Raw genomic sequence first — 24,835 nt, 5'->3', positions numbered from 1 at the left:
TATGGCGCAGGTATTAAACCGCTGCCAGACGCTTACGGCCCTTGGCGCGGCGTGCGTTGATCACAGCGCGGCCACCACGGGTTGCCATGCGTGCGCGGAAACCGTGGGTACGCTTACGACGAACGACGGAAGGTTGGTAGGTACGTTTCATGTTGGACTCGCTTACTTAATCAATAATCGGCAAAAATACTTCGGAATCTCCGCGGAATTTCTGTTTTTCTGCGCGTGTCTCTTTATATAGATCTGAGAGACATTTGAGAGCCGAAACCGCAAGGCCACAGCACGAACGCAATTCAACGGATGGTGAACCCTGAATTAGACTGCATTTTTCACTTGTTTGTCAATGACTTATCCACTTTCCGCCTTTCCGGCAGACAGTCCCGGGGAGTCGGCCTTACATGCCGCAGACAGCAAAAAGCGCCTCCGCCCCAGAGAAAGTCGCTCTTTTTGCTATCAGCAAGACAAAAGGCATAGACCAACAGCTATCGCAACGACCGTGGCGCACTGGTCACATGGCAAAAAAGCAACAACACAAAAAGTGTCAAACAACAACTTTTTAAAATGTGTTGAAGACTCCTTCTTAACTGCATCGCCACCTCTATCACCGCCCGGCATCAAACTTGCATCGCCCTGAAACAGGAAAACGGCACATGAAAATCATCGCAAAACATCCCTGCATGCCCGGCGCTGATTCGCTTGTGCGGTCTGCCGGACAAATCTTCCGGCAAGGTCAACCGGCGCTCTCTTTCAACCATTTAGGGAATACGGGTACACGCAAAAAATTCTTCCAAAAATCAAGCGCTTTGGCATATCGAAAAGATGGCTGGCAAAACGGCGGGTGTTTTTGAATATAGGAAAATGATTTCGCAGTAGGCTGAAACCAAATGTAGCGCGTTGGCTCTACGAAAAAGGAATAGAATAAAAACGAAAATTTGATTTTCTGGTCGAAGTTCGCGGGTGCGCAAAGTTGAAAAATTCAAGCGCGCGCACGATAGTGAAAATGATCAGCAGCAGTACTCAGGAAACGCGGTCGATAAATCTAAGAACATAACGCACGTATTCAATTTGCAATTTGTTGTCTCATTGAAGTTACGGAGGTGGTATGGATATCTACAGCAGCTTTGCGAGTCGCTTTGACAAAACCAGAGAAGAAGAATTTTCGCTCGAAGAGTACCTGAGTCTTTGCAAGAACGATCCGGCTGTGTATGCATCGGCAGCAGAACGCATGCTGATGGCGATTGGCGAACCTGAGAAGGTCGACACGCGCGAAGATCCTCGTTTGTCTCGCTTGTTCGCCAACAAGGTCATCAAGGTTTATCCGGCCTTCAAAGAGTTCTACGGCGCAGAAGAAGTCATCGAGCAAGTCGTCGCATATTTCCGCCATGCCGCGCAAGGCCTGGAAGAAAAAAAGCAGATCCTGTATCTGCTGGGCCCGGTCGGCGGCGGCAAGTCGTCCATCGCCGAGCGCCTCAAACAGCTCATGGAGCACATCCCCTTCTATTCGATCAAGGGCTCGCCGGTGAATGAATCGCCGCTGGGCTTGTTCGATTACGAAGAGGACGGACAAATTCTGGAAGAGCAGTTCGGTATTCCACGCCGCTACCTCAAATCCATCCTGAGCCCGTGGGCCGTCAAACGCCTGCACGAATTCAACGGCGACATCCGCCAGTTCCGCGTGGTCAAACGCTATCCGTCGATCCTGCGTCAGATCGCCATTTCCAAGACCGAACCGGGCGACGAAAACAATCAGGACATCTCCACGCTGGTCGGCAAGGTCGACATCCGCAAGCTTGAGCAATACTCGCAGGATGATGCCGACGCCTACAGCTACTCAGGCGGGCTGTGCCTGTCGAATCAGGGCTTGCTGGAATTTGTCGAAATGTTCAAGGCGCCGATCAAGGTCTTGCACCCGCTGCTGACTGCGACCCAGGAAGGCAACTTCAAGGGAACCGAAGGCTTTGGCGCGATCCCATTCGACGGCGTCATCCTGGCTCACTCCAACGAATCGGAGTGGAAAGCCTTCCGCAACAACAAGAACAACGAAGCGCTGCTGGATCGTATCTATATCGTCAAGGTGCCGTACTGCCTGCGCGTGTCGGAAGAGATTCGCATCTACGAAAAACTGATCCGCACTTCCTCGCTGGCCAAGGCCATTTGTGCACCGGGCACCTTAAAGATGATGGCGCAGTTTTCGATTCTCACGCGATTAGGCGAGCCGGAAAACTCGAGCCTGATTTCCAAGATGCAGGTCTATGACGGCGAGAATCTGAAAGACACCGATCCCAAGGCCAAGTCGTATCAGGAATACCGCGACTACGCCGGTGTTGACGAAGGCATGACCGGCATCTCGACGCGCTTTGCGTTCAAGATACTGTCGCGAGTGTTCAACTTCGACACCACCGAAGTCGCCGCCAATCCGGTACACCTGATGTACGTGCTGGAGCAACAGATCGAGCGCGAACAGTTTCCACCCGAACAGGAACAAAAATATCTCTCCTTCGTCAAGGACACGCTGGCGTCGCGCTATGCGGAATTCATCGGCAAGGAAATCCAGACCGCGTATCTGGAGTCGTACTCCGAGTACGGCCAGAACGTGTTCGACCGCTACGTGACCTATGCCGACTTCTGGATCCAGGATCAGGAATTCCGCGATCACGACACCGGTGAAAGTTTCGACCGCGCATCGCTGAACGCGGAACTGGAAAAGATTGAGAAACCGGCCGGCATCAGCAATCCGAAAGACTTCCGTAACGAGATCGTGAACTTCGTCCTGCGCGCACGGGTGAACAACGGTGGCAAGAACCCGCTGTGGACCAGTTACGAAAAGCTGCGGGTGGTGATCGAGAAGAAAATGTTCTCCAACACCGAGGATCTGCTGCCGGTGATCTCCTTCAACGCCAAGGGTTCGACCGAAGAAATGCAAAAGCACGAAGACTTCGTCAATCGCATGGTCAGCAAAGGCTACACACCGAAGCAGGTGCGCTTGCTGTGCGAATGGTATTTGCGCGTACGCAAATCCTCTTGAAATCAGGGAGCGGCTTGCCTATGAAATGCAGTGGCATTTAAATGGCAATCTGCCTTCGGAATCTGTTTTCAATCCGTAGCGAGAGGCCATCAGCCGATGACGACCGGAGCGCAGGATACCGGTGTGTACTTAAGTACACGGGGATTCCGAGTACCGTACGGCATGGGATCATGGCCTCGCAGTAGGATTCAAAACAGATTCTCACCAGCAGGAGAACGGATTTGCTCCATCAGATCATCGACCGCAGGCTAGCTGGCAAGAATAAGAGCATCGCCAACCGGGAGCGGTTTCTACGCCGCTTTCGCAGCGATATCCGGCGTTCCGTTACCGAAGCGGTGCGCGACCGCAGTATCAAGGACATCGAAAGCTCCAAGAGCATCAGCATTCCACGCAAGGATATTTCCGAACCGGCCTTCCATCACGGCCGCGGCGGCAAGCGTGAAATCGTGCATCCCGGCAATCAGGATTACCTGCAGGGTGACCGCATCCCACGCCGCAGCGGCGGATCCGGCGACGGCGGCAGCACCGCCAGCAATGAAGGCGAAGGTCAGGACGAGTTCACCTTCGAGTTGTCGCGCGAAGAATTCATGCAGTACTTCTTCGAAGACCTGGAGTTGCCGCGCCTGATCCAGACCAATCTGATGTCGATTCCCAATTGGAAGAACATGCGCGCCGGTTATTCGGTCGATGGTTCCCCCAATAACATCGACATCGTGCGGTCGCTGCGCAGCTCCCTGGGCCGGCGGATTGCCCTGGGCGGCCCGCTGGTGGCAAAACTGCGTGAGCTGGAAGAGCAGCTATGCGAATTGAACAAGGATCCCAGCGATAAGCGCCCGGAGATCCATCTTCTCGAAGAGGAAATCCATCACCTGAAAGGTCGCATCTGGCGCATTCCATTCATCGATCCGTTCGATCTGCGCTACGTCAATCGCGTGCGTCAGCCGCAACCGTCGAGCCGCGCCGTGATGTTTTGCGTGATGGACGTGTCGGGCTCGATGGACGAACAGCGCAAGGATCTGTCGAAACGATTTTTTATCCTGCTGTACCTGTTTCTGACGCGCAATTATGAGCACATCGAGGTGGTCTTCATCCGCCATCACACGCGTGCCGATGAAGTCGATGAAGACACCTTCTTCCATTCACAGGAAAGCGGTGGCACCGTCGTGTCGAGTGCGCTGGAACTAATGCAGGACATCGTCAAGACACGCTACCCGGCCAGCGAATGGAACATCTACGGCGCGCAAGCATCCGACGGAGATAACTGGAACGACGATTCGCCAAAATGCCGGAGCATTCTGGAAGAAGCCATCCTTCCGATGTGCCGCTACTTTGCTTATATTCAGGTGGCCGAGCCGGAACAAAACCTGTGGACCGAATACACGCAGTTGCTATCTGAACACCCGCATTTTGCGATGAAAAAAGTGCAGTCTGCAGCCGAAATCTATCCGGTCTTCCGTGAACTTTTTGAAAAGCAGGTCCATGCATGAATACGCGACTGAATACGCCGATCAAACATGATCCTCTGCCCTGCCCTTCGGACTGGAGCTTCGAACTGATCGAGCGCTATAACGAAGAGATCGCCAAGGTCGCCGCGAGCTACAAGCTGGACATCTATCCGATCCAGCTGGAGATCATTTCCGCCGAGCAGATGATGGATGCCTATGCCTCCTCAGGCATGCCGGTGAACTATCGCCACTGGTCGTTCGGCAAGCACTTTTTGTCGACCGAGCGCGACTACAAGCGCGGCCAGATGGGGCTAGCTTACGAGATCGTGATCAACTCCAATCCGTGCATTGCTTATCTGATGGAAGAAAATACGATGACGATGCAAGCGCTGGTCGTGGCGCATGCGGCGTATGGTCACAACTCGTTTTTCAAGGGCAATTACCTGTTCCAGCTGTGGACCGATGCCAGCGCGATCATCGACTATCTGGTCTACGCCAAAGGCTACATCGCTGAATGCGAAGAGCGCTATGGTTTCGACCGTGTCGAGGAATTGCTGGACTCCTGCCACGCCCTGATGAACTACGGCGTGGATCGCTACAAACGCCCTCAGCGCATGTCGCTCGCACAAGAGCGCGCGCAGCAGCGCGAGCGCGAAGCTTATGCACAATCGCAAGTCAATGAACTGTGGCGGACCTTGCCGGCGAAGAAAGAAACCGCCGCCACACAAGTCGAGGAACGCTTTCCGCCGGAGCCGCAGGAGAATCTTCTGTACTTCGCCGAGAAAAATGCGCCGCTGCTGGAATCGTGGGAGCGTGAAGTCATCCGCATCGTACGCAAGGTCGGCCAGTACTTTTATCCGCAACGGCAAACCCAGGTCATGAACGAAGGCTGGGCGACCTTTTGGCATTACACCTTGCTCAACACGATGTATGACCAAGGCAAACTGACCGACGGTTTCATGATGGAATTCCTGCATTCGCACAGCAACGTGGTGTTTCAGCCGCCGATCACCAAGCCGTATTACAACGGCATCAATCCTTACGCACTGGGCTTTTCCATGATGAGCGACATTCGCCGCATCTGTGAAAATCCCACCGACGAAGACAGGGAATGGTTTCCCGATATGGCCGGCAGCAACTGGCTGGATACCTTGCATTACGTCATGCGCAACTTCAAGGACGAGAGTTTCGTCGCGCAATATCTATCACCCAAACTGATGCGCGACATGCGCATGTTTGCGGTGCTGGACGATGAAAGCCGCAGCGAGCTCGAAGTCTCCGCGATTCACAATCAGAGTGGCTATCAATATGTGCGGCAAGCCTTGTCGCGCCAGTACGACATCAATCACCGCGAACCCAACATCCAGGTGTGGTCGGTCAATACGCGCGGCAACCGCAGCCTGACCTTGCGTCATTTCCGCAGCGATGGCCGCTCGCTGGGCGAAAGCACCAATGAGGTCCTGCGTCACATGGCGCGGCTATGGCAATTTGACGTCTATCTGGAAAGCGTGGACGACAACGGCTACATCGTGCAACGCTATGAATGCATCAGCGAAAATCGCTATGTGTTGCGGACATGACCGCATGCCGATGTATATAGAAAAACACAGGTGACCACTTGAACATCATCAGGCAAATTCAGTTCATGAACACCATCCCGCTTTTTCCACTGGGCTCAGCACTCTTTCCGGACGGCCGCCTTCCTCTGCAGATTTTTGAGGTGCGCTATCTGGACATGATCAACAAGTGCATCGCCAACGGTACCTCGTTCGGCGTGGTGGCACTGACATCTGGCAATGAAGTGCGGCGTCCCGGCCAGGTGGAAACCTTCGTCTCCGTGGGTACGCTGGCACATATCAATGAATGGTCAGCGCCGGTGCAAGGCTTGCTGCGCATCTCCTGCAGCGGCACCACGCGCTTTCGCGTGACGTCCAAAGAGCAGCTCAAACATGGATTGTGGATGGCACAGGTCGAACCGCTGGAAAAAGACCAGACCGTTGCCGTGCCTGAAGAATTGCAAAACACCGTAACGGCCTTGATGAACCTGCTGGCGTCGCTGAAAAATCATTCGATCCCGGAAAGTGACATCCCCGTCGCGACGCCCTACCGTCTGGATGATTGCGGCTGGGTTGCCAATCGCTGGAGCGAAATGCTGCCGATGAGTGTGGAGCAAAAACAAAACCTGCTGGCACTCGACAATCCTGTACTGCGACTCGAACTGATACAGGATCTGCTAGGCGAGCGCGGTCTGCTGCACTGATTTTTCTTTGATCAGGGTGGCAGCAAACCGGTTTCGACCAGCAAGCCGGTAAATCCCGACCAGAAAATCTGTATCCCGATGCACAACAGGATGAAAGCGGACAGACGCAGCACCACCATGGTGCCCAATCGTCCCAGCAAACTCACAATCTTGTTGGCCGAGCGATAGCACAGATATACCACCAGCACCGTCAAAGCCGATCCGACGGCGGCACTGCCGATCGACATGACCCAGTCCACCAGTCGTGCCGGTGTATTTGCACCCAGCGTGATGGAAGCCGCAATCGTGCCGGGACCGACCGTCAGCGGAAAGCTGATCGGGTAAAAACTGCGTGCCTTCAGTTCTTCGTTGGACTCATCGTCGTAGGTTTTGGCAACCTGCGTCTTGATCGACGACTCCTGCTCGTTATCGCTCAGCAAGCGCCATCCCGATACGGCCACCAAGAGGCCCCCGCCGATCCGGACGATGGGCAGGGAAATACCGAAGAAGGTCAGTACATGCGAGCCGATAAAGATCGCGCCGACCAGCATGAACCAGCAATTGATCGCCACCTGGCGGGCAACACGGTTTTCAACCTGGCGCGGCACGTCGCCGATCAAATTGGCGAAAACCGGCGCAATGCCGAAAGGATTAAGAATCGGCAGCAAGGTCACCGGTATCAACAAGACGGCCTTGAGAAAAATGATCAGCATGGTGGAGCTTTCCGGCGCGGTGGCCAGCGAAGAAAGACAAATGCTCGCAGGCGGTTGCCTGCAATGCCGATAGCGTAATGCAGGCGCGCCGCTAAATCAAACCAATATGTCCGATCGCTATTTACGCGCTTGCGCCTTGCAGGCCGGCGCTGCCACCATCGTGCTTGCGCAATGTCCGTCGCAGCAAAAAAACGCCGATGCCGAGGTTGAGCAAATTCCAGAGAATGCCATTGAGGAAAGCCGCATGATACGAGCCGGTCAGATCGAAAATCTGGCCGGACATCCATCCACCCAGCGCCATGCCAAGCATCGTGCACATGATGACGGCGCCGACGCGGCCGCCGGCTTCGCGCGCCGGGAAGTATTCGCGCACGATGATGGCGTAGGAAGGCACGATACCCCCCTGGAACAAGCCGAACAGCGCGGAGATGACATACAGTGACGCCAATCCATCGAATGGCAGGAACAGCAGCAAAGCGATGCCTTGCAGGGCCGAGCCCAGCAACAGCGTGCGCAAGCCGCCAATACGATCGCAAATCAACCCGGAAATCAGGCGGCTGACCACGCCACAGGCCAGCATCAGCGACAACATCTGGGCCCCGCGCGCAGCACCGTAACCAAGATCTCCGCAGTACGCCACGATATGCACCTGCGGCATGGCCATCGCCACACAACAGGCAACGCCGGCGACACACAGCAACAACTGCGCTTTGCCCATCGGCAAACCAAAAGGCCGCTCGGACGAGAGATCGACGCCGCCGCGCGAGGTCGCCTTCGAGGCGATAGGCGGGCGACGGCGCATCAGCAAGGCCAGACCGCCCATGACGAGGAAGCAGACGATGCCAAGGCCGATATACGTCTGACGCCAGCCGACCGTCTCAACAAAATGCTGCACAATCGGCGGCCAGATGGCGCCGCCCAGATAGTTGCCGCTGGCGCAGACAGCCACGGCGATACCGCGGCGGCGTACGAACCACAGCGATGTGTCGGCGATCAGTGGCGAAAATGTCGCCGAGCTGCCGCATAAACCGATCAGCAAACCATGCGCCAGCGTGAACACGACAATGTTCGGCGCCATGGCAGCAAGGATAAAGCCAAGCCCGAGGCAGACCGCACCCACCAGCAAGGGAATCATCACGCCGAAACGATCCGCCATCTTGCCCATGAGCATACCGCCGATGCCGAAGCCGATCATCGACAAGGTGTAAGGCATCGACGCCACGCCGCGCGCGACCCCGAATTCAGCCTGCACGGCCGGCAGCACAACGGCCACGACATACATGCCGCTGGCGCCGATGATCATCAGCACCAGCGTGATCAGCAGGCGCACGACGGCATAGGAGGAGTCGGTTTCCGACGGAGGGTGATTGTTGGCAGATGCTGCTGGGGTGGAAGTCACGCGCGGGTTCTCCGTCTCGTTTATTGATATGTCTGGTCTCCTGTCATGCATCGGCACCGGGATGACAACGTCGATGGCGATGGTGCGATCCGTGCAGGAGCATCACTGCAACATGATTGACACGACAACATTTTCGTCGATGCATGGCGGAGGACAGCCTAACACGAGACGAAAGAGGGTGCAGACAAGGGGCCGGAAAGAAAAAACGCGCAGGAATATTCCTGCGCGTTTATGAATGGGCTGAAGATGAATTACCGCGCATTTTTTACGCTCAGCCGTTGACCGCTCACACCAACCTGTAACCGCTTTTTTCTTTCTTCTGCGCGATCTTCTGGATCATCTTGAAACCTGCTTCCTGGTCGTCGACCACCGTCACACGGCCGCCGCCGCGGACTTGCGGCTTGCCGTCCCAGCTCAGCGTGACGATCCAGTCACCCAGCAAATCCTGATTCAGGTCGGCGACGAACACCCGCGCTGCATCCGGTTGATCGGTATGAAAATTCAGGCGCATCGGCCCGGTGACGGGCAACATGTGGGTGACGTTGTCGGCGGAATCGATCATGGCGCAAGAAAAGAAAATGAGTAAACGAAATCAATAAAAGAGTACTTAAAAACAGCCATCAGGACAAGTTCGGCGCCAGCCAGCGCTCCACGTCTTCCTTGGCAACACCACGGCGCTCAGCCATGTCGGTGACCTGATCGTCACCGATCTTGCCGACCACGAAGTACTTCGATTCCGGATGGGCGAAGTAGAAGCCCGACACCGATGCGCCAGGGAACATGGCGTACGACTCGGTGACGGTCATGCCGATTTCATCGCACTGCATGACCTTGAACGCTTCGGCCTTGACCGTGTGTTCCGGACAAGCCGGGTAGCCGGCGGCGGGACGAATGCCGACGTATTTTTCCTTGATCAGCTCCTCGGCGGTCAGCGACTCTTGCGGCACGTAGCCCCACAGATCGGTACGCACACGCTCGTGCAGATACTCGGCAAAGGCTTCGGCCAGACGATCGGCCAGAGCCTTCAGCATGATCGATGAATAATCGTCGTGCGCATCTTCAAAGCGCTTCTCGTACTTCTCGATGCCAAGACCGGAAGTCACCGCGAACATGCCGATGTAATCGGCGATGCCGGATTCTTTGGGCGCGATGAAGTCCGCCAGACACTGATTCGGACGGGCCACGCCGTCGATCACCGGCTTTTCGGTTTGCTGACGCACACCGTAATAAGTCAACGCAACCTGCGTGCGTGTATCGTCGGTGTAGATCTCGATGTCGTCGTCGTTGACGGTGTTGGCCGGCAGCAGCGAGACGATGCCGTTGGCGGTGAGCCAGCGACCGTCGATGACTTTTTTCAGCAAGGCTTGCGCTTCTTCGAATACCTTGGTGGCGGCTTCACCGACGACTTCGTCTTTCAGAATCGCCGGATACGGACCGGCCAGATCCCAGGTCTGGAAGAACGGACCCCAGTCGATGTATTTGGCCAGCGTTGCCAGATCTACATTCTTGAACACGCGACGGCCGATGAACTTCGGTTTGACCGGTGCAAACTCCAGTTGCATCTTGTTGTCGCGCGCAGCGGCGATTGGCACCAATGGCACGGCCTTCTTGTTGGCGTGCTGCTCACGGATGCGTTCGTAGTCGGTTCCGATGTCGGCAATGTACTGATCCTTGCTCTCGGGCGTCAGCAGCGATTGCGCCACCGAGACGGCACGGGAAGCATCCGGAACATAGACCACCGGCCCGGAATAATTCGGTGCGATCTTGACCGCAGTATGTGCACGCGAAGTGGTGGCGCCGCCGATGAGCAAAGGCATCTTGATGCCACTGAAATAGCTGTCGCGCTGCATTTCCTTGGCGACGTAAGCCATCTCTTCGAGAGACGGCGTGATCAGGCCGGACAGGCCGATGATGTCGGCGTTCTCTTCCTTGGCCTTGGCCAGGATCTGCGAGCACGGCACCATCACGCCCATGTTGACGACTTCGAAGTTATTACATTGCAGAACCACTGAGACAATGTTCTTGCCGATGTCGTGGACGTCGCCTTTAACGGTGGCAATAACAATCTTGCCCTTGGGCTTGGCAACGACGCCGGTTTCCTTTTCGATCAGGCGCTTTTCTTCTTCGATGAAGGGGATCAGATGCGCCACCGCCTGCTTCATCACGCGCGCCGATTTCACCACCTGCGGCAAAAACATTTTGCCCTGTCCGAACAGGTCACCGACCACGTTCATACCGTCCATCAGCGGGCCTTCGATCACATGGATCGGACGGCCGCCGCTCTTCAACAGATTCTGGCGCGCTTCTTCGGTGTCTTCGACGATCCATTGCGTGATGCCGTGCACCAGCGCATGTGCGAGACGCTTTTCTACCGGATCGCTGCGCCATTCCAGCGTGGCTTCTTCTTTCTTGTCGCCGGCCTTCAGGGTCGCAGCGATTTCAATCATGCGTTCGGTCGCATCCGGACGACGGTTCAAGACGACGTCTTCGACCGCATCGCGCAGCTCGGCCGGCAAGTCGTCGTAGACGCCGATCATGCCGGCGTTGACGATGCCCATGGTCATGCCGGCCTTGATGGCGTGATACAGGAACACGGTGTGAATCGCTTCACGTGCCGGGTCGTTGCCACGGAAGCTGAAGCTGACGTTGGATACGCCACCGCTGATCTTGGCGTAGGGCAGATTCTGATGAATCCAACGCGTCGCTTCGATGAAGTCAACGGCGTAGTTGTTGTGTTCTTCGATACCGGTGGCGACCGCAAAAATGTTCGGGTCGAACACGATGTCTTCCGGCGGGAAGCCAACCTTGTCGACCAGCAGGCGATAAGCCCGTTCGCAGATTTCAATCTTGCGCTCGAAGGTGTCCGCCTGGCCGACTTCGTCGAAAGCCATGACGATCACGGCCGCGCCGTAGCGACGGCAAAGCTTGGCTTCGTGCAGGAATTTCTCTTCACCTTCCTTCATCGAAATCGAGTTGACGATGGCCTTGCCTTGCACGCACTTGAGACCGGCTTCGATGACCGACCACTTGGACGAGTCGATCATGATCGGCACACGCGCGATGTCCGGCTCGGAAGCGATCAGGTTCAGGAAGCGCGTCATGGCCGCCTGCGAATCGAGCATCGCTTCGTCCATGTTGATATCAATGATCTGCGCACCGTTTTCGACCTGCTGGCGCGCAACGGCCAGCGCCTCATCGTATTGCTCGTTGAGGATCAGGCGGGCGAAGGCCTTGGAGCCGGTGACGTTGGTGCGTTCGCCGACGTTCACGTACAGCGAGTCATCGTTGATGATGAAGGGCTCCAGGCCCGACAACAGCATCTCGTGCTTGCCTTCCGGTACCTTGCGCGGGGCAATGGTCGCGACGGTGTCGGCGATCGCCTTGATGTGTGCAGGCGTGGTGCCGCAGCAACCACCGGCGACGTTGACGAAGCCGCTCTCGGCGAAATCTTTCAGCAGCGACGAGGTGACGTCCGGTGTCTCATCGAAACCGGTGTCGCTCATCGGATTGGGCAAACCCGCGTTCGGATAAATGCAGACGAAGGTATCCGCGATCTTGGACAGCTCTTCCGCATAAGGACGCATCAGTGCAGCACCCAATGCGCAGTTCAGACCGACAGTCAACGGACGCGCGTGACGGATGGAATGCCAGAATGCCGGTACGGTCTGACCGGACAGGATACGTCCCGATGCATCGGTGACGGTGCCGGAAATCATGATCGGCAAACGCTTGCCCGATTCCTCGAAGAACATGTCGATCGCAAACAATGCGGCTTTGCAGTTGAGCGTGTCAAAAATGGTCTCGACCAGCAGCACGTCGGAGCCGCCTTCAACCAGCGCACGCGTCTGTTCCAGATACGAAGTCACCAGTTGATCGAAGGTGACGTTGCGCGCCGCGGGATCGTTGACATCCGGCGAAATCGAGGCAGTCTTGGGTGTCGGGCCGAGCGCGCCGGCGACGAAGCGCGGCTTGTCGGGCGTCGAATATTTGTCGCAAGCAGCGCGTGCCAGTTTGGCCGATTGCACGTTCATCTCGTAGACGAGATGCGCCATGTGATAGTCATCCTGCGCGACACCGGTGGCGCCGAAGGTATTGGTTTCGATCAGGTCGGCACCGGCGGCCAGGTATTTCTCGTGGATTTCCTGGATGATGTGCGGCTGGGTCAGGCTCAGCAACTCGTTATTGCCTTTGACGAACAATTCCTTGCCCGGCACGCTGAAGTCCTTGAAGCGCTCGCCACGATAGTCCTCTTCCGTCAGCTTGTATTGCTGGATCATGGTACCCATCGCGCCGTCCAGAATAAGGATGCGCTGCGACATCAGGTCGCGCAACAGCAGTTCGGTTTGGCACAAATCGTTTGGCTTCATGGCTCGGTTCTTCAGTATGAAATAATGCAATAACCCAATGCAAAAACCCGGTCACGCAGCATGCCGGGTTTATCAAATTGGTAAAGTCTTGAAATTATACGTGAAACGCCTACCAAACCCTCAGCCGACCAGGCTCAGGACTTGACTGTATTTATCAATGCGTTTGCCCTGCTTGCCTCTAATCCTTATCAAGCCATGCCCCAGAAAATCCTGATCCTGACCGCCCTTGCCTCTGAGCTGAACGCCGTCGATGCCCCTGACGGCGTTGACGTCATCTATACCGGGGTCGGTAAAATCAATGCCGCCTCCACGGCCACCGCCGCCATCCTGCAACACCAGCCGCAATTGATCATCAATTTCGGCACCGCAGGCAAGGTCAATCCCGCTGTAGATGGCCTGCTGGACATCGCCAGCGTCATCCAGCGGGACATGCTGGCGATCCCGCTGGCAGCGCGCGGCGTCACCCCCTTATCGGACGAGCCCAGCAGCTATTCATCGGGTCACGGCAACGCCCGTTGCGGGACCGGCGACAGTTTCGTTACCGCCGCCGACTCGTGGCTTGTGGAACAAGGCGTGGATGTTGTTGATATGGAACTATTCGCCATCGCCCACACCTGCCATCGATATGGGGTGCCGTGGCGTGCATTCAAGTTCATCACCGACTCTGCCGATGACGACGCAGCCGACCACTGGAACGAGAATGTGCATCGCGGCGCAGAGCTGTTTTGGCATCAACTGGACAGACTGATATCCGGATAAGGTCTTTAGCCTCATATTGCGCTAGTTCACGATATGTGCTGATTCCGCACATATCTTGTGAGTCCTGGCTACTGTTGCCCGCACGAGACCTCGCCTATTCTCCTCCCTGTCGCTTATCAACACGGGAGAAGAAAACATGTCACATCCAACCATCCGCACTATCGCCGGTGCCTCTGCGCCGGTTTCTTTGCAAGCTAACAGCACAGCGCTGCTGATCATCGATTTTCAAAACGAATATTTCATCGGCAAGATGCCCATCCCTGATGGTATGACGGCACTGGCCAATGCCAAGCGCCTGATTGCCTTTGCCGATCAGCACAACATGCCGGTCTTCCACATTCAGCATGTGACACCTGCCGGCACACCGATTTTTGCGGTTGATGGCAATACCGTCGCCATTCATCCTGCAATTCAACCGGAGGCGCACCACACACTGTTGCAAAAGAGCTCCGTCAGCGTGTTTCCGACGACGGACATCGACGCTCGCCTGAAAGCTGCCGGTATAAAAACGCTGGTGATTGCCGGCCTGATGACACATGCCTGCGTAGCTGGTGCAGCGCGTGACGCAGCGCCGGCCGGTTACGACGTCATCGTCGTTGCCGATGCATCTGCAACACGCAACATCGACGCCCCCGGCGGCGGTGTGATTCCACATGATGTCTTGCATCGCACTGCGTTGACGACGATTGCCGACACATTCGGTGATGTGCTGGACACCAACGCTATTCTAGAACTGCGCGTGCAATAACCCTTACCCGCAAGCCGGTGATGCCGGCACCCCACACCACCCACTCATAAGGATAAACATGAAACGTATTGCAACCGCATTGCTGTTCCTGGCTGCCGCCGGCATCGCCACAAGCAGCCTCGCACACGACACCAAGAAAAAAGCCGGCAAATCCGCCGCTCAACCGTTGGTATCATTTCCTGCTGCTGATTTGAAGTGGCGCGAACTGGCCGGCACCGGCGGCATCAAGGTAGCCGATGTACGTGGCAGCATCACCGGAAAAGGCCCTTACGACGCTTTCGTGATCTTCCCTGCAGGCAAAGACAACCCTTATCACCTGCATACGCAGAACCTGCCGACCGTCGTGTTGAAGGGTACCTTCTACGCAGTCATCGATGGCAAGCGCATCGATTATCCTGCAGGCTCTTTCTACAATCTGCCGGCCAACATGCCGCATTACAGCGGTTGCGCCAAGGGCGAAGACTGCCTGTTGTTCCAATACCAGGCAGATCATTTCGATCTGGTTCAGGTCGAAAAGAAATAAGTCGTTCTCTTCGGTTCGCTAAAAGGCTCCATCCTCAAAGATGGAGCCTTTTTTGTCATCAGCGCGCAGAACAGTGATCAACGTTCGAAGATCATCGTCATGACCAAATTCTTCACCGCTGCTCAATATTCCCAACGCGGCGTCGCGTAGTACTCGGCGAGAAAATTGACGAAAGCACGCACCTTTGGCGAGAGATGATGATTCTGCGGGTACAGCACGTACAGGTCACGCGATTGCAGGCGATACTCGGGTAATACCTCCACCAGATCACCGCGCTTCAGATCTTCGTGCACCACGAACGTGGCCGATGCCGTCATCCCCATTCCAGCCCGCGCTGCGGCACAGACGATCAGACCGGTATTTGCCTGCACATTGCCGCTCAACCCCACCTTTTGCTCGGCCCCATCCGGCCCGACAAAGACCAGCTCGGTTGTCTGGAGCGCCAGAGAATAGGCCAGGTAATTGTGTTTCAACAGATCCGCTGGTTCACGCGGCATGCCATGTTTTTTCAAGTAGTCCGGTGAGGCAACCAAGGCCATTTCGCTGGTCGCCAGGCGCTTGGCGACCAATGTCGAATCGGGCAGACTGCGCGTGATGCGCAAGCCGACGTCGAACTCTTCACTGATGAGATCAACGAAACGGTCATTGCACACCAGATCCACCTTCAGCTCGGGATAAGCTTGCATGAACTGCGGTAGCCAGTTGGGCACTTCCAGCGTGCCGAACACCATCGGTGCATTGATGCGCAATACGCCGGCGGGACGCGCCTGATGATGCGAGACGATACGCGTGGCGTCCTCAACCTGATCAATGATATCGATGCAGCGCTGGTAGTAGAGTTGCCCGACTTCCGTCAGCGAAAAACGCCGGGTAGTCCGATTGAGCAATTGCGCGCCGAGCATTTCCTCCAGCTGTCGCACCTGACGCGACACCACCGTATGAGAAATATCCAACGCGTCGGCTGCGGCCGAAAAGCCGCCACTTTCGACCACGCGTCGGAAAATGCGCATTGCCGTCAGTTGATCCATGGATACGCTCCTATATCCTGCCGCAAAAATTATTGGAAGGCACCGTCTGCCAGTGGAAAACCTTTAAGGAACTCCGCAGCCGGCAGACGCTTGCCGCCAGGTTTTTGCAATTCCGTAATGTGCAGTACACCGTCGCCGCATGCCACTTTGACGCCGTCGTGCGCATTCGCAGCGAGAATGCTGCCAGGCGCGGCAGCGGTCTCTTCATCCATGACCTGCGCCTGCCACAGCTTGACCGTGACACCGCCGAACTGAGCGGAGGCACCGGGGAAAGGATTGAACGCGCGAATCTTGCGCGCCAGGACTTCCGCCGACTGGGTGAAATCAAGTGCAGCTTCTTCCTTGCTGATTTTGGCAGCATAGTTGGCACCTTCATCCGGCTGCGGCGTCGCCGGCAATTCGCCTTGCTCCAATTTTTGGACAGCATCGACGATCATCTTTGCACCCAGCGCAGCGAGCTTGTCGTGCAGACTGCCTGTAGTATCCGTATCCGTGATCGGCAATGCTTCCATCAATAGCATCGGGCCGGTATCAAGGCCCTCTTCCATTTGCATGATGGTGATGCCGGTTTCGCTGTCGCCCGCTTCGATCGCACGATGAATCGGTGCAGCACCGCGCCAGCGCGGCAGCAAGGAGCCGTGAATATTGAGACAGCCCAGGCGTGGAATATCCAGCACGCTGCGCGGCAGGATCAGGCCGTAGGCGGCGACGATCATGATGTCGTGCGGCGTGTTGCGCAGCAACTCGTGCGCTTCGCGCGCGACGTCGGGATATTTGCCGTCCAGACGCAGCGATATGGGCTGCGCCACCGGCGTGCCGTGCGCGATGGCGCATTGTTTGACCGGCGAAGCATGGAGTTGCATGCCACGTCCGGCCGGACGATCCGGCTGGGTCAGGACCAGTGTGATTTCATGGCCTGCGGCATATAGCGCTTCGAGCGCGATGGCGGCAAATTCGGGCGTTCCGGCGTAGATGATTTTCATGACGTTATTAATCGATCAAACTCGTTCAAAGATGGCGTTTCTTGTGTGGTGCTTTAGAAAACGCGAAGTCGTAGATGCTGTTGGGTAACAGGCGCAGTATTTTGGCGACGACGCCCATCTGCCAGGGAATCACGCGGTAGCTGTCACCTGCGGCGATGGCCGCCAGTGCCCGTACGGCGAATTTTTCCACCGGCATCAGGAAAGGCATCCGGTAGTGATTGACCTGCGTCATCGGCGTATCGATGTAGCCGGGTGCAATGGTCACCACCTTGATGCCGCTGGCGCGCAATTCGACACGCAGCGATTCGCAATAGCTGATCACCGCCGCCTTCGATGCACTATACGCCTCCGCACCCGGCAAGCCGCGAATGCCGGCGACACTGCCGATGCCGACCAGACGGCATTGCTGCGGTTGGGGCGAGACTTTCATGGCCGCGATGAAGGGATGAAACGTGGCGACGGTAGCCGTCACGTTGGTCGCAATGATGCGCTCGAACACAGGAATGTCTTCCACGTATTCAGTCAGCGTACCTTGCGAAATGCCGGCATTGGCGATCACCACGTCAGCACCGCCGGTTGCATTGATGAACTCTTGAGCAGCCTGATGCAAGGCGGCGTGGTCGGTGACGTCCAGCGCGTAGAGATGATGGCGTTCAGGGTTGGGCAGGCTCGCGCGGATTTGCTCCAGCGTTTCTTTGCGGCGAGCAACCAGACCGAGGACAGCACCCTGTTGCGCATACGCTTTCGCCAGAGCGGCGCCGATGCCGCTGGATGCGCCGGTAATAAAGACACGCTGCATGAGATTCCTTCAGTTCGATAGTTCACAAGGACGCAACACTGAAATGATGCGGGCGGAACAATAAATACCGTTAAATGCAGCGCCAGCCAATAAAAACGGCCCGTCCTCTCGCGAGCGACGGACCGTCTTCGGTACGGTGAAGCTTATTTCTTCTTGCTTGGCTTGGCTGCTTCGGCCGGCTTCTCGCTGGCTTTTTCTGCTACCAGCTTGGCCACCAGATGATCCATGACTTGCAGGGAGGCGGCTTGCTGCATCGACTCCGGCTGATTGGCCATCGATGTACCGGCAATCGAAGGCGAGGTCAGGAAACGGCCATCGATAGCGATCGTCGGCACGCCGTCGATCTTGTAGGCTTCCTGCAATTGCGCTGCGCGACGAACCTTGGTCTGTACGCCGAAGGAGTTGTACAGATCCAGGAATTTTTGCTTGTCGATACCTTGCTTCTCGATGAATTCCAGGATGGTCTTGTCGGTGTCGACGCGTTGGCGATCAACGTGAATGGCCTGGAAAATCTTCGGATTCATTTCTGCGGTCTTGCCCATCGCTTCCAGCGTGTAGAACAGCTTTTGCTGAGGAATGAAGGACTCGCGGAAGGCGACCGGCACTTGCTTGAAGACAATTTTGTCGCCCTGCTTTTTCACCCACGCGCTCAGCGATGGATCGAAGGCTGCGCAATGCGGGCAGCTGTACCAAAAGAATTCGGTGACTTCAATCTTCTTGCCGGAATCGGTCGGCTGGGCTTGCTCCAGCGTACGATAATCGGTGCCATTTTGCGGATTGGCAGGAGACGCGCTGACCGAAACGGCCAGCAAACCCAGGCTGATAGCAGCGAGAGCATGGCGGAACAAACGCATAAACTTAACCCCTTCTCAAGATGCGCAACCACTGCAGATACCAACAAAACACAGCAGTGGTGAAGCGCAAATAAACGATCAATTAAAAATTATTTTGGAATGCGCACGATGGCGGCATCGATGCCGCTGTCAGACAACTTGCTGCGCATCCGGTTCACTGTCTCCGACTGCGCGATCGGGCCGATACGTACGCGGTACAGGGTGCCGTTGTCGGACGGACGTTCGCTGACCTTGGCTTCGAATCCCAGCAACGCCAGTTTGGCGCGTGCGTTCTCGGCGTCGGCTTGCTCGCGGAAAGCGCCGGTCTGCAGGAAATAGGTCCACTTGTCGTCGGCCGTATTGTCGGATTTAGCCGGCTGATCCTTGGTGATCGCGGCCAGCTTATCCTTGTCTTTCGGCACGTCTGCGGTCTTGGGCGGCGCAGGAGGCGTGTCCGGCTTCTTGGCATCAGGAGCAGGTTTCTGATCCGGATCCTTCGGCGCGGGCGGCGCTTCCTTGGAGACGTCCTTGTTGCCGTACAGCGGCTTGTTCGGATCGGCAGCCTGGCCCGGCGATAGTTCGGTGCGCTCTTGCTTGATCACTTTGTTGACGAAGGGAATCGGCGACTTGGTGATCATCAGCGCCACCACGACAGCAATGCCGAGGCCGACGATAAGACCGAGAATGAGACCGAGGAAAGTGCCGCCGGCTTGCTTGCGAAGATTCGGTTGGTGTTGTTTCACTTGTGTATTCATCTGCAGAGTTACATTCTTGACGGGGCGGATACGCCGATCAGCGCCAGACCATTACGCAACACCTGGCGCGTGGCGCTCATCAATGCCAGACGCGCCATCTTGGTTGGGACATCGTCGACCAGCACGCGTTCTGCATTGTAGTAGCTATGCAACTCGCCTGCCAGATCGCGCAAATAGAAAGCCACCTGATGCGGCCCCAGCTCTTGCAGGGCGTGCGCCAGCGCTTCCGGATATTCGGCCAGCTTGGCCAGCAGGCTGACTTCGCGCGGCGCGGTCAGCGGCGACAGGTCGGTGACCTGATCCAGCGTGGTGTCGTCACCTGCCCATTGGTTCAGCACCGAGCAGATCCGCGCATGCGCGTACTGGACGTAGTAGACCGGGTTTTCGTCGTTGCGGGTCAGCGCGACGTCGACGTCGAACACGAATTCGCTGTCAGCCTTGCGCGAGATCAGGAAGAAACGTACGGCGTCGCGGCCCCTCGTCAAATCCGCTAGATCGCCAGCCTCGGCGTCAGTGCCATTCGACCATTCGATCAGATCACGCAAGGTAACGTAAGAACCGGCGCGCTTGGAGATTTTCACCTCTTCGCCGTTCTTCATCACGGTGACCATCTTGTGCAGCACGTAGTCGGGATAGCCTTGCGGAATGCCGACATTGGCCGCCTGCAAGCCGGCGCGTACGCGCGCGATGGTGCCGTGGTGGTCGCTCCCCTGCACGTTGATGACCTTGCCGTAGCCGCGCTGCCATTTGGTGATGTGATATGCAACGTCGGGCACGAAGTAGGTATAGGTGCCGTCGGTCTTCTTCATGACGCGATCTTTGTCGTCGCCATAATCGGTGGTCTTGAGCCACAACGCACCGTCCAGCTCATACGTCTTGCCGGCTTTAATCAGCGCCTCGACTGCGGCAGTAACCTTACCCTCGGTGTAGAGCGACGATTCCAGATAGTAGTTGTCGAACTTGACGCCGAAAGCCTGCAAATCCAGATCCTGCTCGCGGCGCAAGTAAGCCACGGCAAAACGGCGGATCGATTCTATGTCCTCGACGTCGCCGCTGGCGGTTGCCGGTTCGCCGTCGCTGGCGGAGACGGTTTTCTTTGCCTTGAAGTCGTCGGCGATGTCGGCGATGTAGTCACCGTTGTAAGCCGATTCAGGCCACTCGGCGTCGCCCGGCTTGAAGCCCTTGGCGCGCGCCTGTACGGAGGTCGCCAGCGTGGCGATCTGTACGCCGGCGTCGTTGTAGTAGAACTCGCGCAAGACGTCGTAGCCCTGCGATTGCAGCAGCGCCGACATGGCGTCGCCGAGTGCGCCCTGACGGCCATGACCAACGTGCAACGGCCCGGTCGGATTGGCGGAAACGAACTCGACCAGCACCTTCTTGCCGGCGCCGGCGTTGCTCTTGCCGTATTGCGCACCTTCGGCCAGGATAGTCTTGACGACAGCCTGCTTGGCGGCATCGGCCACGCGCAGGTTGATGAAACCGGGGCCGGCGATGTCGGCCGACGAAATCAGTTCTTCACGGCCGGGCTGGGACAACACGCCGTCAACCAGCGCTTGCGCCAGTTCACGTGGATTTTTCTTGAGCGGCTTGGCCAGTTGCATGGCCAGGTTGCAGGCGATGTCGCCATGCGACGGGTCGCGCGGGCGCTCCAGCGTGACGGTCGGCGTCAGGTCAGTGCCGGCGATCAGCGGCGCCAGCGCGGCCTGGAATAATTCGGTGATGCGTTGTTTTTGTTGAGCAAGCATGGGGACAGAGGGGTCGGCGGCGAGGCAGGTCAAAAACAGACTACAGACGACACACGCCGCACATTGATGAATATATAAACCCCGGATTATACCGGCTTGCCGCGCTCAGATTGAAGGCGTATTAACGGATGCAAGCAATCAGACGCTCAACTCCGCCGCCGGTAGCTGTGCCTGACGATAAAGATGCAAAATTCGCAACATCCGTCCTGCCGAAATGCCGATAAACAAGCCGTACAGCGCACTGACGGCGATGATGACCGACGCGACCTCCATATAGGGTGAATGCATTGCTTTCAACACGCCCATCGCATATTTGACAGCAAAAACGCCCACCATCATCACCAGCGGAAACCAGCTTCCGCGTAGAAAAACCCTGCCCAGTTCCGGATAAGCTACCGTACCGGCCCTTCCCGCGGCAGTCCAACTGGCGATACCGCTGGCGAGAGCAACCGTCAAAGCGACGCCCAGTGCCGGCACATTGGCATGCGCCAGTTCGTACAGGCCATGCCCCGACAACCCGAGCATCAATAGTGGAACCAGCGCTACCTTGACGATCGCCGTTTCGCGATCGAAGCGGGCCGACCAGCCGCGATAGACCAAGAAAGCCAGCATGGCCCAGACCCAAATGGGCGTATGAACGAGAATTTGATACAGCATGACAACTCCTGAAGAGAAAAAGGAATGGCGTCATGCTAGGCAGAGCAGGTGCTGTTTCCCATTGCCATGCGACGAACTGCGGGACTGAGGAAGATACGGCGAGTTTTATGCGATGAGCAGGGGCAATGACACGGCTCAAATATCGACCGGATCAACTTCCAGAGACCATTTTGCACGCGTCTTCGTTTGCCGCAAAACATCCAGCCAGTCACGCAAAAAAGCTTGCAGCGCCGGCCGCGAGGCGCATTCGATCAGCAATTGTGCCCGCTCCACATTGGCTACGCGTGTCATGGTCATGGGAATCGGATCGTTAATGGTGATGCCGGGATGCTCCAGGCAAGTGGCCGCGTCTTTCAGGAAGGCCAGCGCGATATCAATCTCTGCGGCTTCGGCACGCAGCAAAGCCTGATAGATGAACGGCGGCAATGCCGCTTGCTGACGCTCTTCCAGCAACTGGGTGGCAAAGCCGTCGTAATCATGCGCAGCCACCGCGCTGTAGAGCGGATGATGGGGGTAGCGACTCTGAATCAACACTTCACTGGGCGAGCCTCCCTCTTTTTGCCCGGCACGACCGGCACGGCCGGCGACCTGCATCAATTGGGCGAACAAGCGCTCGCTGGCGCGGTAGTCGTGCGAAAACAGCGCTGTATCCGGGTTCATCACGCCGACCAGTGTCAGGCGCTTGAAATCGTGGCCTTTGGCGACCATTTGCGTGCCGATCAGAATATCCACGTCACCGCGATGCACGCTGTCAAAAGCGTTCTGCGCCGCCCCTTTGAGCCGGGTCGAGTCAGCATCGATACGCAAGACGCGCGCCTCCGGGAACATCGCCTGCAAACCCTCCTCGACGCGCTGCGTGCCACGCCCGAGCGGTTGCAAGTCGACATTGCCGCAGGTCGGGCACGCTTTGGGAATATATAACTCAAGGCTGCAATGGTGGCAGCGCAGACGGCGCTCCGGCTTGTGCAGCACCATGAATGAAGTGCAACGCATGCAATTGCTGATCCAGCCGCAGGCGTCGCAGTTGAGCACCGGCGCATAGCCGCGCCGGTTAAGGAACAGTAAGGATTGTTCGCCGCGCTCCAGACGCAACTTCAATGCTGCGACCAGCGTGGAAGTCAGGCCGTCATTGGGGCGATCGCGTTCCATGTCGATCATCTTCACCTTGGGCAGCACGGCGTCGCGCACCGCGCGTTCGCGCAGCTGCAGCTTTCGGTAGCGTCCGGCTTGCGTGTGCTGCCAGGTTTCCAGCGATGGCGTGGCAGAACCCAGCACCACCGGAATCCCCAATTGATGCGCGCGCCACACCGCCAGATCGCGTGCGGAATAGCGCAAACCTTCCTGCTGCTTGTAAGACGGGTCGTGTTCTTCGTCGATCACAATGAGTTTGAGATGCGGCAACGAGGACAAGATCGCCAGACGCGTGCCGAGCACGATGCGCGCCTGGCCCTGATGCGCCGCCAGCCAGTTGAGCGTACGCTCGCCCTCCGCCAGGCCGCTGTGGAGACTGACCACGTGCACACCGGGAAACCGAGCGCGGATATTCGACTCGAGTTGCGGCGTCAGATTGATTTCCGGCACCAGTACGAGAATCTGGGCGACTTCGCCGGCTGCTTCGCTCTGTGCAAGGATCCGTGCCGCGGCTTGCAGGTAGACTTCGGTCTTGCCGCTGCCGGTCACGCCATACAACAGCAAGGGCGCAAAACCTTGCGCCGTGGCGATGGCATCGACCGCTTCTTGCTGCTCGGGCTTCAATTGCGGTGTATTGATGGGACTGCCGTCATGATTGGCAGTCAGCTTGCCGAGTTTCTTCAGAGCGCGATCCAGCGCAGTTGTGGTGAGGGTGCGCAGGTTCTTCGGCAGACCGGGCAGCGCGACCTCACCCAGAGGGCGCTGGTAATAATCGGCGGCGAAACTGCACAACGCTCGCCACTGCGCCGACAGCGGTGACAACTGGCTGCGTACCGCGATGACGTCCTTGAGTTTATCCAGAGGCACATCCGTCTGGTCGGCTAGCCCGACGATCAGCCCGGCGACTTCCCGTCGGCCGAAAGGCACGATCGCCAGTTGCCCGACTTGCGGTTCGGTTTCGCCGGCCACAGCACTTGCACGCCAGCGGTAGTCGAAGATTCTGTCAAGCGGGGTATCGAGGGCAATCTGAAGGATGCGTTGTTCCACGAACTTAATGTAATTCCTGAAAAGGTGACCTAACTAACGGTTTCATAACCACTTTTTAAACTATCCACACAAGCTGTGGATAACTTTGTGCACAACTCGGGCTTGACAGCGTTTTTCCCAGTGTGGCTGCGGGTTTCAATAAATTGCCTAAATCAAAAGCAAAATTTATCTTCTTTAAAATCAACGGGTTACAAAACACATTGTCCGGCTCAAAAAAATTTTTTAATTTTTAATTATTGCCGCGCACAAAAGAAAATTTGTGCATAAGTCTGGATATTCGCACCGAAACGGCATCACACAGGGACCGTTCGCACCAGTTTCTGTCAAGAAAAATTTGTCAGAAAACTGCTGACACATCGGTAGGAATTCCCCAGTATTTCTCAAGTAAAACTTGAAAAGTCCACGTAACTCTCGGTTTCATAAGTGCTTTTTCAACTATCCACAAATCCTGTGGATAACTTTGTGGACAAGCCCCTCTTGACAGGGCTACAGCCCACATTTCATGCGGGTCTTGATAGTTTGCACAAAACCCATGCAAGAAACAAACACATTTAAAATCAATGACTTGGACGATTCCAAAATCGAAGAAATTTTAAATATGGATATGAATGATTCCTACTAAGGAGAGCCCCTGCTTTG

The 24,835-nt window shown here is 56.6% G+C and carries 21 protein-coding genes; 8 read left to right on the top strand and 13 right to left on the bottom strand.

Translation table 11 applies throughout. The features are described 5' to 3' along the window. Positions 1-13 precede the first annotated feature (13 nt). Entirely contained in the window at positions 14-151 is a 138-nt protein-coding gene (gene rpmH / locus hmeg3_RS02580) for a 50S ribosomal protein L34 (RefSeq protein WP_006461360.1), read from the bottom strand. 499 nt (positions 152-650) lie between these two features. Between rpmH and hmeg3_RS24625 the strand changes: the two genes are divergently transcribed. The 5 genes from hmeg3_RS24625 to hmeg3_RS02560 all read left to right on the top strand — a co-directional run bounded on the left by hmeg3_RS24625 (position 651) and on the right by hmeg3_RS02560 (position 6,730). Beyond that, complete coding sequence (locus hmeg3_RS24625) at positions 651-848, top strand: hypothetical protein (protein WP_157739204.1); 198 nt, start codon at positions 651-653, stop codon at positions 846-848. A 254-nt stretch (positions 849-1,102) separates the two neighbouring features. Further along, positions 1,103-3,025: a PrkA family serine protein kinase gene (locus hmeg3_RS02575; RefSeq protein WP_094562351.1), complete on the top strand. Its 1,923-nt coding sequence runs from the start codon at positions 1,103-1,105 to the stop codon at positions 3,023-3,025. 221 nt (positions 3,026-3,246) lie between these two features. Then, positions 3,247-4,512, top strand: a complete 1,266-nt coding sequence (locus hmeg3_RS02570; protein WP_094562350.1) for a YeaH/YhbH family protein — start codon at positions 3,247-3,249, stop codon at positions 4,510-4,512. Then, positions 4,509-6,050: a SpoVR family protein gene (locus hmeg3_RS02565; RefSeq protein ID WP_232511827.1), complete on the top strand. Its 1,542-nt coding sequence runs from the start codon at positions 4,509-4,511 to the stop codon at positions 6,048-6,050. The genes hmeg3_RS02570 and hmeg3_RS02565 overlap by 4 nt, the downstream gene beginning before the upstream one ends. Positions 6,051-6,115: 65 nt before the next feature. After that, complete coding sequence (locus tag hmeg3_RS02560) at positions 6,116-6,730, top strand: LON peptidase substrate-binding domain-containing protein (protein ID WP_094562348.1); 615 nt, start codon at positions 6,116-6,118, stop codon at positions 6,728-6,730. Positions 6,731-6,741: 11 nt separating this feature from the next. On the opposite strand, the gene hmeg3_RS02555 is transcribed toward hmeg3_RS02560, so the two are convergent. The 4 genes from hmeg3_RS02555 to metH all read right to left on the bottom strand — a co-directional run bounded on the left by hmeg3_RS02555 (position 6,742) and on the right by metH (position 13,188). Further along, complete coding sequence (locus hmeg3_RS02555) at positions 6,742-7,422, bottom strand: MarC family protein (protein ID WP_094562347.1); 681 nt, start codon at positions 7,420-7,422, stop codon at positions 6,742-6,744. 121 nt (positions 7,423-7,543) lie between these two features. Next, positions 7,544-8,725, bottom strand: a complete 1,182-nt coding sequence (locus tag hmeg3_RS02550) for an MFS transporter (RefSeq protein WP_232511980.1) — start codon at positions 8,723-8,725, stop codon at positions 7,544-7,546. A gap of 382 nt (positions 8,726-9,107) precedes the next feature. Further along, positions 9,108-9,383: a WGR domain-containing protein gene (locus hmeg3_RS02545; RefSeq protein WP_094562345.1), complete on the bottom strand. Its 276-nt coding sequence runs from the start codon at positions 9,381-9,383 to the stop codon at positions 9,108-9,110. A gap of 58 nt (positions 9,384-9,441) precedes the next feature. Further along, entirely contained in the window at positions 9,442-13,188 is a 3,747-nt protein-coding gene (metH, locus tag hmeg3_RS02540) for a methionine synthase (RefSeq protein WP_094562344.1), read from the bottom strand. Positions 13,189-13,383: 195 nt separating this feature from the next. On the opposite strand from metH, the gene hmeg3_RS02535 reads away from it, so the two are divergent. From hmeg3_RS02535 to hmeg3_RS02525, 3 genes are all read left to right on the top strand, one after another. Continuing rightward, positions 13,384-13,947 (top strand): 5'-methylthioadenosine nucleosidase, encoded by a 564-nt coding sequence (locus hmeg3_RS02535; RefSeq protein ID WP_094566093.1) that lies wholly within the window; start codon positions 13,384-13,386, stop codon positions 13,945-13,947. 136 nt (positions 13,948-14,083) lie between these two features. Then, positions 14,084-14,695, top strand: a complete 612-nt coding sequence (locus hmeg3_RS02530; RefSeq protein ID WP_094562343.1) for an isochorismatase family protein — start codon at positions 14,084-14,086, stop codon at positions 14,693-14,695. A gap of 58 nt (positions 14,696-14,753) precedes the next feature. Further along, positions 14,754-15,218, top strand: coding sequence for a cupin domain-containing protein (locus hmeg3_RS02525; protein WP_094562342.1), 465 nt, complete (start codon positions 14,754-14,756; stop codon positions 15,216-15,218). Between the two features lie 122 nt (positions 15,219-15,340). Here the strand turns inward: hmeg3_RS02525 and hmeg3_RS02520 are convergent, their stop codons facing one another. The 8 genes from hmeg3_RS02520 to hmeg3_RS02485 all read right to left on the bottom strand — a co-directional run bounded on the left by hmeg3_RS02520 (position 15,341) and on the right by hmeg3_RS02485 (position 24,196). Further along, on the bottom strand, positions 15,341-16,246 hold the full coding sequence (locus hmeg3_RS02520) for a LysR family transcriptional regulator (RefSeq protein WP_094562341.1): 906 nt from the start codon (positions 16,244-16,246) through the stop codon (positions 15,341-15,343). 29 nt (positions 16,247-16,275) lie between these two features. Then, on the bottom strand, positions 16,276-17,229 hold the full coding sequence (gene fmt / locus hmeg3_RS02515; RefSeq protein ID WP_094562340.1) for a methionyl-tRNA formyltransferase: 954 nt from the start codon (positions 17,227-17,229) through the stop codon (positions 16,276-16,278). 25 nt (positions 17,230-17,254) lie between these two features. After that, complete coding sequence (locus tag hmeg3_RS02510) at positions 17,255-18,028, bottom strand: SDR family oxidoreductase (protein ID WP_094562339.1); 774 nt, start codon at positions 18,026-18,028, stop codon at positions 17,255-17,257. A 143-nt stretch (positions 18,029-18,171) separates the two neighbouring features. Beyond that, positions 18,172-18,882, bottom strand: a complete 711-nt coding sequence (locus hmeg3_RS02505; RefSeq protein ID WP_094562338.1) for a thiol:disulfide interchange protein DsbA/DsbL — start codon at positions 18,880-18,882, stop codon at positions 18,172-18,174. A gap of 89 nt (positions 18,883-18,971) precedes the next feature. Next, entirely contained in the window at positions 18,972-19,616 is a 645-nt protein-coding gene (locus hmeg3_RS02500; RefSeq protein WP_094562337.1) for an SPOR domain-containing protein, read from the bottom strand. 8 nt (positions 19,617-19,624) lie between these two features. Continuing rightward, positions 19,625-21,361: an arginine--tRNA ligase gene (argS, locus tag hmeg3_RS02495; protein WP_094562336.1), complete on the bottom strand. Its 1,737-nt coding sequence runs from the start codon at positions 21,359-21,361 to the stop codon at positions 19,625-19,627. A 138-nt stretch (positions 21,362-21,499) separates the two neighbouring features. Beyond that, positions 21,500-22,018, bottom strand: a complete 519-nt coding sequence (locus tag hmeg3_RS02490) for a DUF6622 family protein (protein WP_094562335.1) — start codon at positions 22,016-22,018, stop codon at positions 21,500-21,502. Between the two features lie 135 nt (positions 22,019-22,153). Then, positions 22,154-24,196 (bottom strand): primosomal protein N', encoded by a 2,043-nt coding sequence (locus hmeg3_RS02485; RefSeq protein ID WP_094562334.1) that lies wholly within the window; start codon positions 24,194-24,196, stop codon positions 22,154-22,156. Positions 24,197-24,835: the final 639 nt, after the last annotated feature.

The sequence above is a fragment of the Herbaspirillum sp. meg3 genome (genome assembly GCF_002257565.1).
GTDB lineage: Bacteria > Pseudomonadota > Gammaproteobacteria > Burkholderiales > Burkholderiaceae_D > Herbaspirillum.
This window is presented reverse-complemented; position numbering and strand designations above follow the sequence as displayed.

Excerpts from the sequence above, each read along its gene's own strand:
- rpmH (WP_006461360.1), bottom strand. The coding sequence starts at position 151 with ATGAAACGTACCTACCAACCTTCCGTCGTTCGTCGTAAGCGTACCCAC.
- hmeg3_RS24625 (WP_157739204.1), top strand. The coding sequence starts at position 651 with ATGAAAATCATCGCAAAACATCCCTGCATGCCCGGCGCTGATTCGCTT.
- hmeg3_RS02575 (WP_094562351.1), top strand. The coding sequence starts at position 1,103 with ATGGATATCTACAGCAGCTTTGCGAGTCGCTTTGACAAAACCAGAGAA.
- hmeg3_RS02565 (WP_232511827.1), top strand. The coding sequence starts at position 4,509 with ATGAATACGCGACTGAATACGCCGATCAAACATGATCCTCTGCCCTGC.
- hmeg3_RS02560 (WP_094562348.1), top strand. The coding sequence starts at position 6,116 with ATGAACACCATCCCGCTTTTTCCACTGGGCTCAGCACTCTTTCCGGAC.
- hmeg3_RS02555 (WP_094562347.1), bottom strand. The coding sequence starts at position 7,422 with ATGCTGATCATTTTTCTCAAGGCCGTCTTGTTGATACCGGTGACCTTG.
- hmeg3_RS02550 (WP_232511980.1), bottom strand. The coding sequence starts at position 8,725 with ATGATCATCGGCGCCAGCGGCATGTATGTCGTGGCCGTTGTGCTGCCG.
- hmeg3_RS02545 (WP_094562345.1), bottom strand. The coding sequence starts at position 9,383 with ATGATCGATTCCGCCGACAACGTCACCCACATGTTGCCCGTCACCGGG.
- metH (WP_094562344.1), bottom strand. The coding sequence starts at position 13,188 with ATGAAGCCAAACGATTTGTGCCAAACCGAACTGCTGTTGCGCGACCTG.
- hmeg3_RS02535 (WP_094566093.1), top strand. The coding sequence starts at position 13,384 with ATGCCCCAGAAAATCCTGATCCTGACCGCCCTTGCCTCTGAGCTGAAC.
- hmeg3_RS02530 (WP_094562343.1), top strand. The coding sequence starts at position 14,084 with ATGTCACATCCAACCATCCGCACTATCGCCGGTGCCTCTGCGCCGGTT.
- hmeg3_RS02525 (WP_094562342.1), top strand. The coding sequence starts at position 14,754 with ATGAAACGTATTGCAACCGCATTGCTGTTCCTGGCTGCCGCCGGCATC.
- hmeg3_RS02520 (WP_094562341.1), bottom strand. The coding sequence starts at position 16,246 with ATGGATCAACTGACGGCAATGCGCATTTTCCGACGCGTGGTCGAAAGT.
- fmt (WP_094562340.1), bottom strand. The coding sequence starts at position 17,229 with ATGAAAATCATCTACGCCGGAACGCCCGAATTTGCCGCCATCGCGCTC.
- hmeg3_RS02510 (WP_094562339.1), bottom strand. The coding sequence starts at position 18,028 with ATGCAGCGTGTCTTTATTACCGGCGCATCCAGCGGCATCGGCGCCGCT.
- hmeg3_RS02505 (WP_094562338.1), bottom strand. The coding sequence starts at position 18,882 with ATGCGTTTGTTCCGCCATGCTCTCGCTGCTATCAGCCTGGGTTTGCTG.
- hmeg3_RS02500 (WP_094562337.1), bottom strand. The coding sequence starts at position 19,616 with ATGAATACACAAGTGAAACAACACCAACCGAATCTTCGCAAGCAAGCC.
- argS (WP_094562336.1), bottom strand. The coding sequence starts at position 21,361 with ATGCTTGCTCAACAAAAACAACGCATCACCGAATTATTCCAGGCCGCG.
- hmeg3_RS02490 (WP_094562335.1), bottom strand. The coding sequence starts at position 22,018 with ATGCTGTATCAAATTCTCGTTCATACGCCCATTTGGGTCTGGGCCATG.